This is a genomic window from Pseudomonas sp. LBUM1671 (assembly GCF_059695685.1).
In genome coordinates this window covers 3707097-3723133 of the sequence record NZ_CP166782.1, presented here as the reverse complement: position 1 = coordinate 3723133, position 16037 = coordinate 3707097, and the positions used below count along the sequence as shown (strand labels likewise).

The 16037-nt window shown below is 56.7% G+C and carries 17 protein-coding genes; 11 read left to right on the top strand and 6 right to left on the bottom strand.

The features are described 5' to 3' along the window. Positions 1 to 26: 26 nt before the first annotated feature. Positions 27 to 977: a helix-turn-helix domain-containing protein gene (locus ACA060_RS17055; RefSeq protein ID WP_109632602.1), complete on the bottom strand. Its 951-nt coding sequence runs from the start codon at positions 975 to 977 to the stop codon at positions 27 to 29. A 294-nt stretch (positions 978 to 1271) separates the two neighbouring features. On the opposite strand from ACA060_RS17055, the gene ACA060_RS17050 reads away from it, so the two are divergent. The 5 genes from ACA060_RS17050 to ACA060_RS17030 all read left to right on the top strand — a co-directional run bounded on the left by ACA060_RS17050 (position 1272) and on the right by ACA060_RS17030 (position 6593). Then, the gene (locus ACA060_RS17050; RefSeq protein WP_109632600.1) at positions 1272 to 2579 is read left to right on the top strand and encodes an ABC transporter substrate-binding protein; all 1308 of its coding nucleotides are present in this window, start codon (positions 1272 to 1274) and stop codon (positions 2577 to 2579) included. Between the two features lie 194 nt (positions 2580 to 2773). Further along, on the top strand, positions 2774 to 3673 hold the full coding sequence (locus ACA060_RS17045; protein WP_256597514.1) for a carbohydrate ABC transporter permease: 900 nt from the start codon (positions 2774 to 2776) through the stop codon (positions 3671 to 3673). A 10-nt stretch (positions 3674 to 3683) separates the two neighbouring features. After that, the gene (locus ACA060_RS17040; RefSeq protein WP_283180389.1) at positions 3684 to 4514 is read left to right on the top strand and encodes a carbohydrate ABC transporter permease; all 831 of its coding nucleotides are present in this window, start codon (positions 3684 to 3686) and stop codon (positions 4512 to 4514) included. A 145-nt stretch (positions 4515 to 4659) separates the two neighbouring features. Continuing rightward, entirely contained in the window at positions 4660 to 5757 is a 1098-nt protein-coding gene (locus ACA060_RS17035; RefSeq protein ID WP_497311930.1) for an ABC transporter ATP-binding protein, read from the top strand. A gap of 62 nt (positions 5758 to 5819) precedes the next feature. Then, positions 5820 to 6593 (top strand): L-iditol 2-dehydrogenase, encoded by a 774-nt coding sequence (locus tag ACA060_RS17030; RefSeq protein ID WP_497311928.1) that lies wholly within the window; start codon positions 5820 to 5822, stop codon positions 6591 to 6593. A gap of 205 nt (positions 6594 to 6798) precedes the next feature. Here ACA060_RS17030 and ACA060_RS17025 read toward each other — a convergent pair whose 3' ends face one another. Continuing rightward, positions 6799 to 7098: a hypothetical protein gene (locus tag ACA060_RS17025; protein ID WP_305502372.1), complete on the bottom strand. Its 300-nt coding sequence runs from the start codon at positions 7096 to 7098 to the stop codon at positions 6799 to 6801. 937 nt (positions 7099 to 8035) lie between these two features. Next, the gene (locus ACA060_RS17020) at positions 8036 to 8395 is read right to left on the bottom strand and encodes a DUF6124 family protein (protein ID WP_109632589.1); all 360 of its coding nucleotides are present in this window, start codon (positions 8393 to 8395) and stop codon (positions 8036 to 8038) included. 488 nt (positions 8396 to 8883) lie between these two features. Between ACA060_RS17020 and ACA060_RS17015 the strand changes: the two genes are divergently transcribed. From ACA060_RS17015 to ACA060_RS17005, 3 genes are all read left to right on the top strand, one after another. Continuing rightward, the gene (locus ACA060_RS17015; protein WP_497311925.1) at positions 8884 to 9186 is read left to right on the top strand and encodes an ArsR/SmtB family transcription factor; all 303 of its coding nucleotides are present in this window, start codon (positions 8884 to 8886) and stop codon (positions 9184 to 9186) included. A gap of 203 nt (positions 9187 to 9389) precedes the next feature. Further along, complete coding sequence (locus tag ACA060_RS17010) at positions 9390 to 10364, top strand: zinc-dependent alcohol dehydrogenase family protein (protein WP_497311923.1); 975 nt, start codon at positions 9390 to 9392, stop codon at positions 10362 to 10364. A 41-nt stretch (positions 10365 to 10405) separates the two neighbouring features. Then, positions 10406 to 10771, top strand: a complete 366-nt coding sequence (locus tag ACA060_RS17005) for an antibiotic biosynthesis monooxygenase family protein (protein ID WP_109632583.1) — start codon at positions 10406 to 10408, stop codon at positions 10769 to 10771. A gap of 91 nt (positions 10772 to 10862) precedes the next feature. Here ACA060_RS17005 and ACA060_RS17000 read toward each other — a convergent pair whose 3' ends face one another. Next, positions 10863 to 11024, bottom strand: coding sequence for a DUF2986 domain-containing protein (locus ACA060_RS17000; RefSeq protein ID WP_497311921.1), 162 nt, complete (start codon positions 11022 to 11024; stop codon positions 10863 to 10865). An 84-nt stretch (positions 11025 to 11108) separates the two neighbouring features. Next, on the bottom strand, positions 11109 to 11804 hold the full coding sequence (locus ACA060_RS16995) for a tRNA (adenine(22)-N(1))-methyltransferase (protein ID WP_497311919.1): 696 nt from the start codon (positions 11802 to 11804) through the stop codon (positions 11109 to 11111). A gap of 222 nt (positions 11805 to 12026) precedes the next feature. Here ACA060_RS16995 and ACA060_RS16990 point away from each other — a divergent pair, with 222 nt between their 5' ends. Next, complete coding sequence (locus tag ACA060_RS16990; protein ID WP_497311917.1) at positions 12027 to 12521, top strand: cupin domain-containing protein; 495 nt, start codon at positions 12027 to 12029, stop codon at positions 12519 to 12521. Between the two features lie 14 nt (positions 12522 to 12535). On the opposite strand, the gene ACA060_RS16985 is transcribed toward ACA060_RS16990, so the two are convergent. Continuing rightward, positions 12536 to 13453, bottom strand: a complete 918-nt coding sequence (locus ACA060_RS16985; protein ID WP_497311915.1) for a LysR substrate-binding domain-containing protein — start codon at positions 13451 to 13453, stop codon at positions 12536 to 12538. 639 nt (positions 13454 to 14092) lie between these two features. Here ACA060_RS16985 and ACA060_RS16980 point away from each other — a divergent pair. Together ACA060_RS16980 and ACA060_RS16975 are read left to right on the top strand one after the other, a co-directional pair. Continuing rightward, entirely contained in the window at positions 14093 to 15298 is a 1206-nt protein-coding gene (locus tag ACA060_RS16980; RefSeq protein ID WP_497311913.1) for an epoxide hydrolase family protein, read from the top strand. A gap of 226 nt (positions 15299 to 15524) precedes the next feature. Next, positions 15525 to 15983 (top strand): MarR family winged helix-turn-helix transcriptional regulator, encoded by a 459-nt coding sequence (locus tag ACA060_RS16975; protein ID WP_109632571.1) that lies wholly within the window; start codon positions 15525 to 15527, stop codon positions 15981 to 15983. The last annotated feature ends 54 nt before the right edge of the window (positions 15984 to 16037 follow it).

Sequence of the window (16037 nt, the reverse complement as noted above, 5' to 3'; positions counted from 1 at the left end):
ATTTCCTCTTATTTGTTATTGCTGACTCAATGAGCGTTGGTGAACGGCAGGGAAGGGTGGGGACCGTTGCGATTGAACAGGGTCATCGCCGTACCGCGACGGTATTCACTCGGGGTCTGGTCCATTTCGATACGGAAGTGCCGGTTGAAGTTGGACAGGTTTTCATAGCCCACTTCAAAACAGATGTCCGCCACTGACATCTCGGTTTGCAACAGCAGCCGGCAGGCACGTTGAACCCTGAGCTTGCGCATCAGGTCGATGAAACCGTGGCCGGTGACTCGCTTGAAGAAGCGCGAAAAACCGGGTTCGCTCATGGCCAGGCGCTGGGCAATCACCGACAGGCGAATATCGCCTGTGAGCTCAGTCAACAGGTAGTCAAAAGCCTTGTGGATGCGCTCGGAGGCGCGGGCGTCCAGGGTCGGCGCGTAGCAGGCGCTGGCGAGCAAATGGACGTCCTGTGTGGGCGCTTTCATCAGTGCATTGATCAATTGAAGAAACAGAATCAGGCGTTCGAGCCCTTGAGCAGGGCCAATGTCTTCCAGCAGCTGCGCCGCCTGCATAGCTGTTGCGCCGGTGAACTCCAGGCCACGGCGTGCTCGTTCAAACAGGTGCTGAAGCTCGCCCAGCTCGGGCATCGTCCCACGCAAGGCCAGAATCGCCGCGCCGTCGAATTGCAGCACCACATCGCGTCCCGCCAGGAACTCACCGGGCGCCAGGTCGCCTATCCAGTCATGGGGCAGGTCAGGGCCGATCAGCGCCACATGACCGGCGCCGAATGCGCCGATGTAATCGCCCGCCACCAGCTTGCCGCTGCCTTGGCGGATCAGGTGGATTTCGAATTCCGGGTGATGGTTCCAGCGAGCCAGGGAGTAGGGGTAGTCGTGTTCATACCAGCGAAAACAATGATCGGGCTCGGGAAGGATGACCTCCAGTTCGGCGGGTCGCTGTTCAAACAGCGCTGCTCGGCTATCAGGCATGGCAGGTCTCTTTCTTTGTTATTTGTTGTTCGTATGCGAGCAACATACGCCTTCATGCCCGGCGTTTGCTAGCTCAGGGATTGCCTGGCACTGATACTTTTTTGATCGTTGGGTTGTTTTTCAAGCGGGGTTAAAAAAGTATCGGTTTGCCGTCCTCTGTGCGTTTGTCCGGGGTTTTCCAAGCTGTTGTAATCAAGCCGTCCACCCTGGCTGCGCAGTTGTATTTGCCCAGCGATGGTTAACAACAAAAATAATAGCTCCCGTCGTCCAAGGCGCGGAGCGGAGAGCACTACGATGAACATCCCGAAAGCGCTTTTCCTTTCCGCCGGCCTGTCCTTTGCCCTTGTCAGTCATGCTGCCGAAACGGTCACCATCGCCACTGTGAACAATGGCGACATGATCCGGATGCAGCGGCTCTCCAAGATTTTTGAACAGCAGCACCCTGATGTGAAACTCAATTGGGTGGTGCTGGAAGAAAACGTCCTGCGTCAGCGCCTGACCACCGATATTGCGACTCAGGGTGGGCAATTCGACGTGCTGACGATTGGTACCTATGAAACGCCGCTGTGGGGCGCCAAGCATTGGCTTGAGCCGATCACGGCACTGCCGCCGGCGTACGACCTGGAAGACATCTTTCCCTCGGTACGCCAGGGCTTGTCGGTCGACAACACGCTCTACGCCTTGCCTTTCTACGGTGAAAGCACGATCACTTATTACCGCACCGACCTGTTCAAGGGTGCCGGGTTGACCATGCCGGAGCATCCGACCTGGACGCAGCTCGGCGAGTTTGCCTCCAGGCTGCACGAACCTGATAAAGGTCAGTACGGCATGTGCCTGCGGGGGAAGGCAGGGTGGGGCGAGAACATCGCGTTGTTGAGCACCATGGCTAATGCCTTCGGTGCTCGCTGGTTCGATGAAAAGTGGCAGCCTGAACTTGCCAGCCCGGAGTGGACGGCAGCGGCGCACTTTTACGTCGATACCCTGAAAAAGTATGGGCCGCCCGGTGTGTCGAGCAATGGCTTCAACGAGACCCTCGCATTGTTCAACAGCGGCAAGTGCGCGATCTGGGTGGATGCCAGCGTCGCGGGATCTTTCACGACGGACAAGGAGCAGAGCAAAGTCGTCGACAGCGTGGGCTTTGCCCCGGCACCGACGGAGGTGACCGACAAGGGTTCGTCGTGGCTGTACGCGTGGTCGTTGGCGATACCGGCCACCTCCAAGCATAAAGAGACTGCCAAGGCGTTCATCACGTGGGCCACGTCGAAAGAATACATTCAACTGGTCGCTGAAAAAGACGGCATTGCCAATGTTCCGCCAGGCACGCGTCAATCCACGTACAACGAGGCTTATCTACAAGCGGCGCCTTTTGCGCAGGTGACCTTGCAGATGATGCAGCACGCCGACCCTGCACACCCCTCGATCAAGCCGGTTCCATACGTCGGCATCCAGTACGTCACCATTCCCGAGTTCCAGGCGATAGGCACTTCCGTGGGCAAACTGTTTTCCGCTGCGCTGACCGGGCAGATGTCGGTCGATCAAGCACTCGCTGCCGCACAGACCTCCACCGAACGCGAGATGAAGCGCGCCGGTTATCCCAAATAACCCCTAGCCATCCAAATTGTGGCGAGGGAACTTGCTCCCGCTGGGGTGCGAAGCGCCCCCAAACGCTTTGCGACTGCTGCGCAGTCGAGCGGGAGCAAGCTCCCTCGCCACAAAAGCCCGCTCCCACATTTTGATCTTCGTCTGTCTGTCCTAATCGGTTAAATGCCATGAATATTTCAACTGCCAAAGCTTACATGGACATCCCCCAACCGGTGCGTAAAAGCCGGTTGGCCAATCCCGGCTGGTTTCTGGTCAGCCCCTCGGTGGCGTTGTTGCTGCTGTGGATGATCGTGCCGCTGGGCATGACCGTTTACTTTTCGATGATCCGCTACAACCTGCTCTACCCCGGTGAAAACGAGTTCGTCGGGCTGGAGAACTTCACCTACTTCCTGACCGACTCGGGGTTCATGCCGGGCGCCACCAACACCCTGTTGCTGGTCGGCAGCGTGTTGCTGATCAGCGTGGTCCTGGGTGTGTTGATCAGCGCGTTGCTGGAAGCCAGTGAATTCCTCGGCCGCGGTATCGTGCGGGTGATGCTGATCTCGCCGTTTTTCATCATGCCCACGGTCGGGGCGCTGATCTGGAAGAACCTGATTTTCCACCCGGTCTCGGGGATTCTCGCCTACGTCTGGAAACTGTTCGGCGCGCAGCCGGTGGACTGGCTGGCGCATTACCCGCTGCTGTCGATCATCATCATCGTCTCCTGGCAATGGCTGCCGTTCGCGATCCTGATCCTGATGACCGCCATGCAGTCTCTCGACCAGGAACAGAAGGAAGCCGCACGCCTCGACGGCGCCGGGCCGATCGCGATTTTCTGGCACCTGACCTTGCCGCACCTGGCCCGGCCGATTGCGGTGGTGGTGATGATCGAAACCATCTTCCTGCTCTCGGTGTTCGCCGAAATCTTCACCACCACCAACGGCGGCCCCGGCTATGCCTCGACCAACCTCGCGTACCTGATCTACAACCAGGCGCTGGTGCAGTTCGACGTCGGCATGGCGTCCGCCGGCGGCTTGATCGCGGTGGTGATCGCCAACATCGCGGCCATCGTGCTGGTGCGCATGATCGGCAAAAACCTGACCGACAAGACTTGAGGCCTGCGCCATGACCCTTCAACAATCCCGCCGTCTGCAAAGCCTGCTGCTCGGCACCCTGGCCTGGGCCATCGCGATCCTGATCTTCTTCCCGATCTTCTGGATGGTGATGACCAGTTTCAAAACCGAAATCGATGCGTTCGCCACGCCGCCGCAGTTCATCTTCACGCCGACGCTGGAGAACTACCTGCACATCAACGAGCGCAGCGACTACTTCAGTTTTGCCTGGAACTCGGTGGTGATTTCCTTCAGCGCCACGGCCCTGAGCCTGCTGATCGCGGTGCCGGCGGCGTACTCGATGGCGTTCTACGAAACCCAGCGCACCAAAGGCACTCTGCTGTGGATGCTCTCGACCAAGATGCTGCCGCCGGTGGGCGTATTGATGCCGATCTACCTGCTGGCCAAGAGTTTCGGCCTGCTCGATACGCGCATCGCACTGATCGTGATCTACACGCTGATCAACCTGCCGATCGTGGTCTGGATGATTTACACCTACTTCAAGGACATCCCCAAAGACATCCTCGAAGCCGCGCGCCTGGACGGCGCGACCCTGTGGCAGGAAATGGTCCGGGTGCTGCTGCCGATCGCCAAGGGCGGCCTCGCGTCCACGGTGCTGCTGTCACTGATCCTGTGCTGGAACGAGGCGTTCTGGTCGCTGAACCTGACCTCGTCGAAAGCCGCGCCACTGACCGCGTTGATCGCCTCGTACTCCAGCCCCGAAGGGCTGTTCTGGGCCAAGTTGTCGGCGGTCTCGACCCTGGCCTGTGCGCCGATCCTGATCTTCGGCTGGATCAGCCAGAAACAACTGGTCCGCGGCCTGTCGTTTGGCGCCGTGAAATGAAGATCGCCGACCCCACGCGATCCCCCCTGTAGGAGCCAGGCTTGCCGGCGAAGGCGATCTCCCGGACGCCTTCGCCGGCAAGCCCGGCTCCTACAGAAAAGCCCGCCCGGCTCAATCGAATAACAACAAGCGGAGGCCCATCACCATGGCCAACCTGAAAATCAAGAATCTGCAAAAAGGCTTCGAAGGCTTTTCCATCATCAAGGGCATCGACCTGGAAGTGAACGACAAGGAATTCGTGGTCTTCGTCGGCCCGTCGGGCTGCGGCAAATCCACCTTGCTGCGCCTGATCGCCGGGCTGGAAGAAGTCAGCGGCGGCACCCTCGAACTCGATGGCCGCGACATCACCGAAGTCAGCCCGGCCAAGCGCGACCTGGCGATGGTGTTTCAGACCTACGCCTTGTACCCGCACATGAGCGTGCGCAAAAACATGTCCTTTGCCCTCGACCTGGCCGGCGTGCCGAAAGCCGAAGTCGAGAAAAAAGTCGGCGAAGCGGCGCGCATCCTTGAACTCGGCCCGATGCTCGAACGTAAACCGAAACAGTTGTCCGGCGGCCAGCGTCAGCGCGTAGCCATCGGCCGCGCCATCGTGCGCAACCCGAAAATCTTCCTGTTCGACGAACCCCTGTCCAACCTTGACGCGGCCCTGCGGGTGCAGATGCGCCTGGAGCTGTCGCGCCTGCACAAAGAGCTGCAAGCGACGATGATCTACGTGACTCACGATCAGGTTGAAGCCATGACACTCGCCACCAAAGTGGTGGTGCTGAACGGTGGCCGGATCGAGCAGATCGGCTCGCCACTGGACCTGTATCACCAACCGGCCAACCTGTTCGTCGCAGGATTTTTGGGCACGCCGAAAATGGGTTTTCTCAATGCCACCGTGACTTCCAGTAGTCATCAGGGTGTCGAGGTCGAGCTGGCCTCCGGTCGACGTCTGCTCATCCCCCGTGACGCAAGCACCTTGATGGTGGGCAGCGCAGTCACCGTCGGTATCCGTCCCGAACACCTGCGTCTGGATGAACAAGGGCAATTGCCGATCACCACCGACGTCACCGAACGCCTGGGCAGCGACACGTTCTGCCACGTCGTCGCGACGTCTGGTGAAGCGCTCACAGTCCGGGTGAATGGCGACTGCGAGGTCGCTTATGGCGAGTCGCGCCGGGTGGCGCTGGACGTGCTGCATTGCCACTTGTTCGACGAGCACGGCAAAGCATTGGCTCCCCTGATGCGTCGCGCTGCCTGACCGCTACGCCAACCATGCCCACGATTGGGCGAACCGAATTTCAGAAAACGGATGAACCCTCAATGAAACGACTAGAAGGTAAAAGCGCGCTCATCACCGGATCGGCCCGAGGCATCGGACGGTCTTTTGCTCAGGCTTACATTCGTGAGGGGGCGACGGTCGCTATCGCGGACATCAACCTGGAACGCGCCCACGCCACGGCCACCGAGCTGGGGCCTAACGCATACGCTGTCGAGATGGACGTTACCCGCCAGACGTCCATCGATGCGGCCATTGCCGCTGTCATCGCGCAGACAGGCAAACTCGATATTTTGATCAACAACGCCGCACTGTTCGACCTTGCGCCCATCGTCGAGATCACCCGCGACAGCTTCGAGCGTCTGTTCTCGATCAATGTCGCTGGAACGCTTTTCACCCTGCAGGCAGCGGCACGTCAGATGATCAGTCAGGGCCACGGCGGCAAAATCATCAACATGGCCAGCCAGGCGGGACGAAGAGGGGAGGCCCTCGTGGGTGTGTATTGCGCGACCAAAGCGGCCGTGATCAGCCTTACCCAATCCGCAGGCCTGGACCTGATCAAACACGGGATCAATGTGAACGCCATCGCGCCAGGCGTCGTCGATGGCGAACATTGGGACGGTGTCGATGCAATGTTCGCCCGCTATGAAAATCGGCCATTGGGTGAGAAGAAAAAACTCGTGGGTCAGGAAGTGCCCTTTGGGCGGATGGGCACCGCTGACGACCTGACAGGCATGGCGATTTTCCTCGCATCGCCCGAGAGCGAATATGTGGTGGCCCAGACCTACAATGTCGACGGTGGTAACTGGATGAGCTGACATCGCGGCGTTCAGCGCCGGCGTGGCGAAGGTGCAATGCCTTCGTTACGCCGGGTTCAGTGGTTATGTCGGTGGTGGGCCGATATCGACTCATAGCAGCCATCCACGGCAGGCAGATATCGGCCAGAAGCGGACGGTCGTTCCCGCCAATAAGCCCGTACTTGGGAAGATATTTTTTTGGTAGATGTCAGGCTTTTTCACCAACTCACAGCAGTTTGTCCTTCAGCAGCTGCTTGATCAGTCGTTCCGTCTCACACATTTCACCGAGAAATTCCTGATCATAATGACTGGTGGTTTCCAGGTAGCCTCGCGTGCAGTTCAAGAGCCCCTTCAAGCTCGCCTCCAGCTTTTGTTTTGAGCCAGTACCGATTAGCGCCAAGCTTGCCTCGTACCGCTTTAAGTAATCAGCTACGACGACTTCATCAGACGCGATGCATTTGTCTCGAATTGCAGCGATAGTTTTTTCGATTTGCTGGTTCACATTCCGCAAGCTGTCTGAAAGCACCTTTTACTCCCGCTACTATTCGCCGAATGGTCCCTGGATTTTATAGACACAAATGAACGACAGCTATGGGTCGAAAGTCGTCTTTCGCTGACGCCATCGGGACCTCGCTACGCCCCGCTTAGTTCGAGTAGCAGCGTGCAGGTGGGAATCGTCTAAGTCGTTGCGCGTTTGATAGGTCATCGCCATCCTGGGATCGACGATTTCAGAGGAGATTGAAGTGGACATTGACCGCCTGATAAAAAGCGGCAACTGAACGTGCAAGAGCAAAATGCTCTTGTGGCCCACAGACTCATGGTAACCGCCAAAGCTTGGCTGGCCACAGGGCTTCCTCCCGCCTTAAAAAACTATGGCGAGTCAAAAGGCATTAGATGGCCAGAAACCGTCGTGCTTGACCTTCAAGTCGACTTTCCCGGAATGCCACGCCTGTATGGTCTATTGCTCACTCACGAAGAACAGTTCATTGCGTTTGAAATTGATACCGATAGCACCCATAGGTACGTGGAATCGGTGAGTCAATGGACGGATGTTTCTACTCATCAGGACTACACACCCCGCAAGCGTGGCAGTGGAAAGGGCTTCGCAGCGATTGCTCTTCAGGTGAGACGCGAACTTCTTTGCGACTTGTAGGTGCGGATGTCGTAGAAGCTGACAGGTGAATTTGAAGCCGCTTTTGGCCGGCGGCTTCCAGCAAGGAGTGTCCGCTTTGGGTCGAGAACTGCCTGTCATGAAGTGCCGCTATCGACCCGAAGCAACCATGCCTCCCTGCAACGCTGCATCAGTCCTGTGGGAGCATCGCCACACCACGGACCTGATAGTTTCGAGACTGCCAGGTTGGAAGTCATGAACCTGCCTCTGAGAGAAAGTGAATGTTTGTCGGCACAGCGTTCAGCACCGGCATAGTGAAGGTGCAATGCCTTCACTGTGCCGGGTTCAGTGATTACGTCGGTGGAACGAGGTTATCCAGCATCCGATTCACCGCCAATTCCCCGAGCATGATGACCTGCTGAAGCGCCAGCAAGGTGTTGCGGTGGGAGCCCTCCACCAACCCCGCGATATCGCTGGCCATGACACTGGCCGACGCCATCGACTCACATGCTTGAACCAGCAAGGTTTCGTCGTCGACATCCGGGGCAATCATGAAAATGGTGCTGGGTTTGCGTGGAGTGTTCATGAGCGCCGCCGGATTGAGGTAGAAATCGAGCGCGCGTTCGGCGGCTTCGTGCAGTTTTCTTGAGTCGAGGGTTTCGTAGGGGGAGGCCGGATCGGTGTCCGGTGGGTTGGGTGTGATCTTGAACATTGATGAAACTCCATATGGATTATTGGAGCCATCACCCTCGCTACCAAACGAAGGGTGGCGGCCATACGAAGGTTGGTAGACCGGCCCACATGGAAAATCCGGCGCGCCCGAGGGCGCCCTGCGCATGGCCACCATAAAACGAATGCCAAAAAGGCATTTGCATAAAGTGAAGCTATGCGTCATGCGGACAACGGGCTACCAAACCCGATCGCTGTTTTTCAGCGACAGGGAAACGATAAAGCCCGGTCCATAGACGCACAAGCCGGCGGATTCTGGCGTAACCGTAGGCAACGGCGCAAGGATTTGTAGCCTTTGGGAGGTAACGCGGAGTGTCGTTAAACAACGGCGTTAAACATGCAGGCGCTCGCTTTCAACGTCTGGACGCTGACGGCCTTCAGGCGCGGCCATCAACCCAACGCGGCCAACCGTCTGTCATCCAGACTGCATTCGCACATTGACATATCGGGAAATGCCGATATCATCGCGGCATGGAATTACTCGAAATATTCAAAGCTCTCTCGAACCGTACGCGCCTTGAAATCCTGAAAGGTTTGAAGGACCCAGCCAAGAACTTCCCTCCGCAGGATGAAGGGGACGTTCATACGGTGGGAGTCTGCGTCAGCAGTATTCAAGAAGGCGTCGGGCTGTCGCAGTCAACGGTTTCTGATTATCTTGCAACTCTGCAACGGGTGGGCTTGGTCGACGTCACGCGCATCGGTCAGTGGACCTATTACAAGCGAAATGAAGTAACCATCCGTGTTCTAGCGGAGATCATAGGGAAAGAGCTGTAATTTTTTGCCACGTTATATCGAAAAATCCCGATATCCCTTTTTATCGAAATGAGGATTTGCAATGACATAGCACACGGGCGAGTCACGTCCGAGTACCCGCAGCATCGGTGAGGATTCTCGCCGTAGAGAAAGAACTGTTATTTTTTTTACCATAAGATATCGAAAAATCCCGATATCCCTTTTTGTCGAAACGAGGATCAAAAATGAAAGCGCTGATACTTAAATCTTTTGGCGGCCCGGAATCGTTCGAACTTCGCGAGGTGCCCAAGCCAGTGCCGCGTGCGGGACAAGTCCTGGTGCGGGTACACGCAACCTCCATCAATCCGTTGGATTACCAGGTTCGACGTGGCGATTATCCAGACTTGGTACAACTGCCGGCCATTACCGGACACGACGTATCGGGCGTTGTCGAAGCAGTCGGGCCGGGTGTGACGTCCTTCGCTCCGGGAGATGAAGTCTGGTACACCCCACAAATATTCGACGGTCCAGGAAGTTATGCCGAGTACCACGTTGCGGCCGAAAACATTATCGGGAAGAAGCCTGCCTCGTTAAGCCATCTTGAGGCGGCAAGCCTGACCTTGGTTGGCGGGACCGCGTGGGAAGCACTGATCGTGCGTGCGGCGCTCAGAGTGGGGGAAAGCATCCTGATACATGGCGGCGCGGGAGGCGTCGGTCATGTGGCGATCCAAATGGCAAAAGCCATGGGAGCAAGAGTGTTCACGACCGTGCGCGAAGCAAACGTTGAGTTTGCTCGAAGTTTGGGTGCCGACGTGATCATCGACTACGAAAAGGACGATTACGTCGACGCCATCATCCGGGAAACGGGTGGCCGCGGAGTCGATGTCGTGTTCGACACCATCGGCGGCAACACACTGTCGCGCAGCCCCGACGTGCTCGCACAACTTGGCCGCGTTGTCTCGATTGTGGACATTGCACAGCCACAAAACGTCGTTCAGGCCTGGGGCAAGAACGCCAGTTATCACTTCGTGTTCACAAGACAGAACCGCGGCAAGCTGGATGAGTTGAGCGCATTGATAGAGCGCGGTCAGCTGCGGCCACATGTTGGTGCCGTCTATTCGCTTGCCGACATTGCGCTTGCACATGCCCGGTTGGAGAGTCCCAACAACGGCATTCAAGGAAAAATCGCGATTGCAGTCGAGCCATCGCTCATCTCGTAAGTGCGTACTTTTAACCGCTTAAGTCATATCAGAGGAACGCCATGATTTATGAGATCGCTTTGCTCCCCGTCCACAAAGAACGCATTGAACAGTTCAGGTGTGCATTTGCCGAGGTCGCTCCTTTGCTCACCCGCGCAAAGGGTTACGGCGGCCACTTGCTCGCGCAAGGCATCGAAACCCCGCAGCTATTCAACCTGATCGTGCGCTGGGCTTCACTCGAGGATCACACGCCAGGCTTCGAAGAGAGTGAAGACCATCGGGTGTTCATGATGGGCTTACAGGAATATTTTTCGGAAGAACCGACGGTCTATCACATTGAGGGGGCAGCTTTTGCTACAGGCGAACATGATGACCCTGACAGTGCCGTTGGCATGAGTAATACCGGTACTAAAAGTTTGTGGCTTTAACGCGACTGGGCCGTCGTCGGAAATTTGCAGTCTTGTTCTCGACAGATTTGTAATGATCGGGGACGGCCCGGTGGTACTTACGACACATCAATCAGCTCTCAGCGACAACGATTGAGTCGTCACTGGATTCAGCCGCCAGTTTCAATCGGTCGGCTTTACTGATGTATTTAGACTTGCTTTGCGGTGCCAATTTGGCACTGGCCTTTTTGGCGTGGGCCTTTAACAACTGCTTTATTTTTTTCTGACGATTCATGTTTTTCGCTCAGCTTGAAATTCTTGAATAATGCCTTGCCTGATCGACGCTCGGCGACTGTTCGTACAATCCCTAAACCCGTTTTCACGCCAGCAGTTCGGTGATCCATCGGGCCTGCCGGGCGACGTCCTGCACCTTTTCCTCGGGCACAGCCTGCCGCGCTCGGGCGAAGTGGGTCAGGGTTTGCTGCTTGTGGCGCAGTATGCGCTGCCACTTGACCAGGAACGCCGGGCTGCGTGCCTGCATCTGCAGCGGGCCGAAGTACAGTTCCTCGGCGGTGTATATCACCGGTCCGGCGCACTCGGCGACGATGATTTCATAGAAGAAGCGGTTTTCCCGCAGCAGTTCCTCGCAGAGGATGCGGTAGCCGTTGTCCATCAGCCATTGGCGCAGGGGCTGCTCGCCGCCGTTGGGCTGCAGGATCAGGCGTTCCTGGCCGTTCAGATGCGCCTTGCCGCTGTCGAGGATGTCGCGGATCGTCTCGCCGCCCATGCCGCAGATGCTGATCGCGGTGATCCGGTCTTCCGGCTCGATGGCCGCCAGGCCATTGGCCAGGCGCACGATGATGTGCGGGTCCAGGCCGCTTTCGCGCACGGTGCGTTCGGCCGAGTGGAACGGCGTCAACGCCACTTCGCCGGCCACGGCCGACGCGATGGCGCCCCGGCGCATCAACGCCACCGGCAGGTAGGCGTGATCCGAGCCGATATCGGCCAGGCGTGCACCGGCGGGTACATGCGCCGCCACGCGTTCCAAACGCATGGACAATGTCTGTTCGTTCAACCGCAACCCCTTTCACCACGAGCGTTCGGCACGTTGGCCGAATCGGGGCGCCATTCTGTCGAGCAATGCCGTGCATTTCAAATTCTTGCGACCGGGGCCATGGCTCGACCCGGTTATTGAACTGATTACATAGCGTATCAACTGAAATGCGCATCGGCGGCATTATCACAACAGGGGGCGACAACTACATTAGAGAGGACATTTTTTCTCAGGGTGCCTCTCATGATTCAGAGCATGATGAAAACTGCTTGCCTGACAACGCTTCTTGTCGTGGGTGCAGCAATATCGGTTGTCCAAGCACAACCCTTACCGCTGGGTAAAACCGGCGCTTTGTATAACGAAGACGTGGAGTGGCGTAGTTTTGCGGCGTTTCCGAAAGAAGTAAAACTGGCTGTCCTGGTCGGTGATCCTGCCAAGCCAGGCCCCTACGTTGTGCGAGTCAAAGTGCCGAACGGCACGAAATTAATGCCCCATACCCATCCTGAAGACCGTATCTACACCGTAGTGGCCGGTGTGTTTTATATCGGCTTCGGTTCTGTGTTTGATCCGGACAAACTGGTCGCTTATGGCCCGGGCAGTGTAGTGGTGCTCCCGGCCAATACTCCGCATTTTCATTGGGCCAGGTCGGGGGAGTACATCTCTCAGGTTTATGGAACAGGTCCGCTGGGGCTTGAGTACATTGATAGCCGTGACGATCCTCGTCATGCGTCAAAGTAAATAAGAAAAGCGGCTCACCCTTTGGCTCGGTGACGCAAGCGCGAGTACGAAATCAGCATGCTGGTCAGTTCCTGCGTGACTTGGGTCAAGGGTGACACCCGGCGGCTGATCAGACACACCTCACACGACGCCAACAGCTCCGGAATCGAAATGCTGATAAGCGATGAGGAAAACAGCTTCATGCCGGGAAGCATGCCGGGCTCCAGGGTCAGGTAATCCGTCTCGGAAATGATGTGCAGGAGTTCCAGCAGCGATTCGGTCGTGATCGCGATCTTCGGTGGCGGTAAGCCGTGGGCTTTGAACCGCTCGATCAGATGGTTCTCCGCGCTGCCGACGACTCCCGCCGGCCGGACGCTGATCCACTGGCAATCGGCCAAATCGCGCACTGATCGAGCACTCGCCAAGGGATGGCCCTTACGCGCAATGACGCTGGTTTTCGAGCTGTAGAGCCGCTCGATGTTCAGGTCTATATCGAAGACGTCGGGACTCAGTGGACCCATCACAAAGTCGAGCCGGCCAGCGCGAATCATCTCGATCAGCATACGGGTCTTTCCGCTGGCGACGTGCAGCTGCACGTTAGGAAAACGGTGGGTAAAACTGCTGAAGACCGGCATCAAGCACGCAGCCATGGGTTCCGCTGTGACACCCAAGGCGATCTGGCCCTCAGGCGTTCCATTCCACTGGCGGACGTCTTGTACCGCGCGATCGCAATCGAGAATGATCGAGCGTGCCCGGGTCAGGAAAACCTTGCCGGCCAGGGTCAGGCTGATGCCTTGATTGGAGCGCATCAACAAGGTGACCCCGAGCTCTCTTTCCAGACTTTGAACCGACTCTGTCAGCGTGCTTTGGGCAACGTCCAGTTCTCGCGCCGCGGAACGAAAGCTGCCCCTGTCGACCACTGAGCAGAACGCTCGTAGCTGGATCAGCTTCATGAAGCCGTGATCCAGTTGTTGCCGTTGTGGCCACGGGAAGCGTGATGGGTGTTGCTCAACAGGGTGCGGCTGCTTCCGGTGTTCATGGCTGGATCTCCAAACGGCAGTGTTGTGATGGCTTGCTATCGTAATCGATTAGATCGCATGCGATGCATAAATATTCTCCCAAAGACCTGGTGATGTCAAAGCGGACGTTGCGCCTTGGCGACGAGCGGTGTGGGCGGAAAAACCGAAGGTGATCGCTTTTTCCGTTCTTCTCGACCGCTTGATCGCGCCTATAAAATCAGTCCTGTCAAATAGTTACGTGATTTTCTGCTATTTGAATCTCAATAAAAATCTCAAGGAGTCATCGATGAGCAACATTGAAAAAGTCGGCGTAATTAAACTTCCTGCTTTGTTACCCAGGCTATAAAAAACACCGCTCAGGTTTGTTACAGCTCCCGCGATAGATACCTATTTGTCGTTATTGTCCCGTGTTTGAAAAATACGGCCCGCGTGTGACTTCGCGACGTAGAAGCCTGTATGCCAAAAACTCTAAAACTACTTTCCCTGACCAGACGTAACTTCTGCGGCGCTGCTGCAGTGGCCTGTGCCGCTGCACCGCTAGGGTTACTCGGTTTATCAACCAGGACTGACGCTATGACCAATACTTCAACAAAAACCGATAGTGTTTCCGCTGAAATACGGCCCTTTCATTTCAGCGCCAAAGAGTCTGAACTTGCAGAGTTGCGTAGACGGATAGAAGCAACAAGATGGCCGGACAAGGAAACAGTCAATGATTCCTCCCAAGGTGTACAACTGGCGACGATCCAGAAACTGGCAAGGCACTGGGCGACCCAATATGACTGGCGGGTAATCGAATCGAAAATAAACGCCGTTCCAAACTTCATCACCCATATTGATGGCCTGGATATCCACTTCATTCATGTCCGCTCAAAACACGAGAATGCGCTACCCCTATTGATGGCGCACGGCTGGCCCGGGTCGGTGATCGAGTTGATGAAAGTCATCGGGCCACTCACCGATCCTGCCGCGCATGGCGGCAGTGCATCCGATGCGTTCAGCCTGGTGATTCCATCGATGCCGGGTTACGGCTTCTCGGAGAAACCGACCGGGCCCGGTTGGAATCCCGATCGTATCGCCGATGCCTACATCGAGTTGATGAAGCGTCTCGGCTACACAACGTATGGCGCGCAAGGTGGCGACTGGGGTTCTATCGTTGTCGACCTGATGGCTGTAAAGGCGCCACCTGGCTTGATCGGTATTCATTCGAACATGCCCGGCGTCATCCCGCCTGAACTGGATGCTGCGTTATTTCGCGGCGAGCCTGTACCCAATGGTCTTTCTGAAGAAGAGAAGCGCGCGGCCGATCAACTCGCCAATACGTACAAGCACATCGGTTACGCCATCATGATGGGGGATCGGCCGCAGTCGCTGACAGGCCTCAATGATTCACCGGTTGGGTTGGCGGCCTTCATGCTTGATCATGATCCTAAAAGCTACGAGATGATTGCGCGATCCATTGACGGGCAACCGGAAGGCCTCACACCGGATGACGTCCTCGACAACATCACGTTGTTCTGGCTGACCCAGACGGCCGTTTCCTCGGGGCGGCTCTATTGGGAAAACAAGTCAACATTCTTTGCCGTCAAGGGCGTCAACATCCCGGTCGCGGTGAGTGTGTTTCCTGATGAACTGTATACGGCGCCGAAAAGTTGGTCGCAGAAGGCGTATCCCAAACTCGTGCATTACAACGAACTTTCCAAAGGCGGGCACTTTGCTGCGTGGGAGCAGCCGGCGCTGTTCTCGCAGGAAGTCCGGGCCGGATTTAAATCGCTGAGGTAAGTGCCAAACCCACAGGCATCGAAGAACTGATCTTGTAATGATCAGAATGGCTCGGTTCGGATCACGTGAAAGTGATCCGAACCGAGCAACCCAGGGGCATCGGTGAACCAGTCGTCGGCCATCACAGTGTTTAGGACGGACGACGCAGCGAGCACTTCCGATACCATCGCATGCGATGTATAGTCGAATCTTGCAGTCTATCCGTCTTTGGCCACAGAGAATGCTCATGAAACCCACCAAAAAGACAGCTGCCCTCGACTTGAAGCTTTCCGACTTCCTGTGTTTTGCGGTCTATTCCTCCAACCTCGCTTTCGGCAAGGCTTACAAGCCAATGCTCGAACGGCTCGGGCTCACCTACACGCAATACATCACCCTCGTTGTGCTGTGGGAAGAAGACAACCAGACTGTAGGGAGCCTCGGCGAAAAGCTGTTCCTCGAATCCAACACCCTCACGCCAATCCTGAAGAAACTGGAAGCGATGGGTTACTTGCTACGCCAGCGCGACCCGGAAGACGAGCGCCAGGTACGCATCAGCCTCACAAACGAGGGACGAAAACTGCGTGAAGGCCTTACGGAAGAAGGCTTCCCGCAAACCGGTCTTGATCCCGACGAATTCGTGCAAATGCAGCAAGCCATTGTGAAATTGCGGGACAACCTGATCCGTACTACGAAAGACAGGGAATAAGCCGTTTCGAATGCAGGGGATGAGGCGCCCCCGACTGACTCAAAACAATGAATC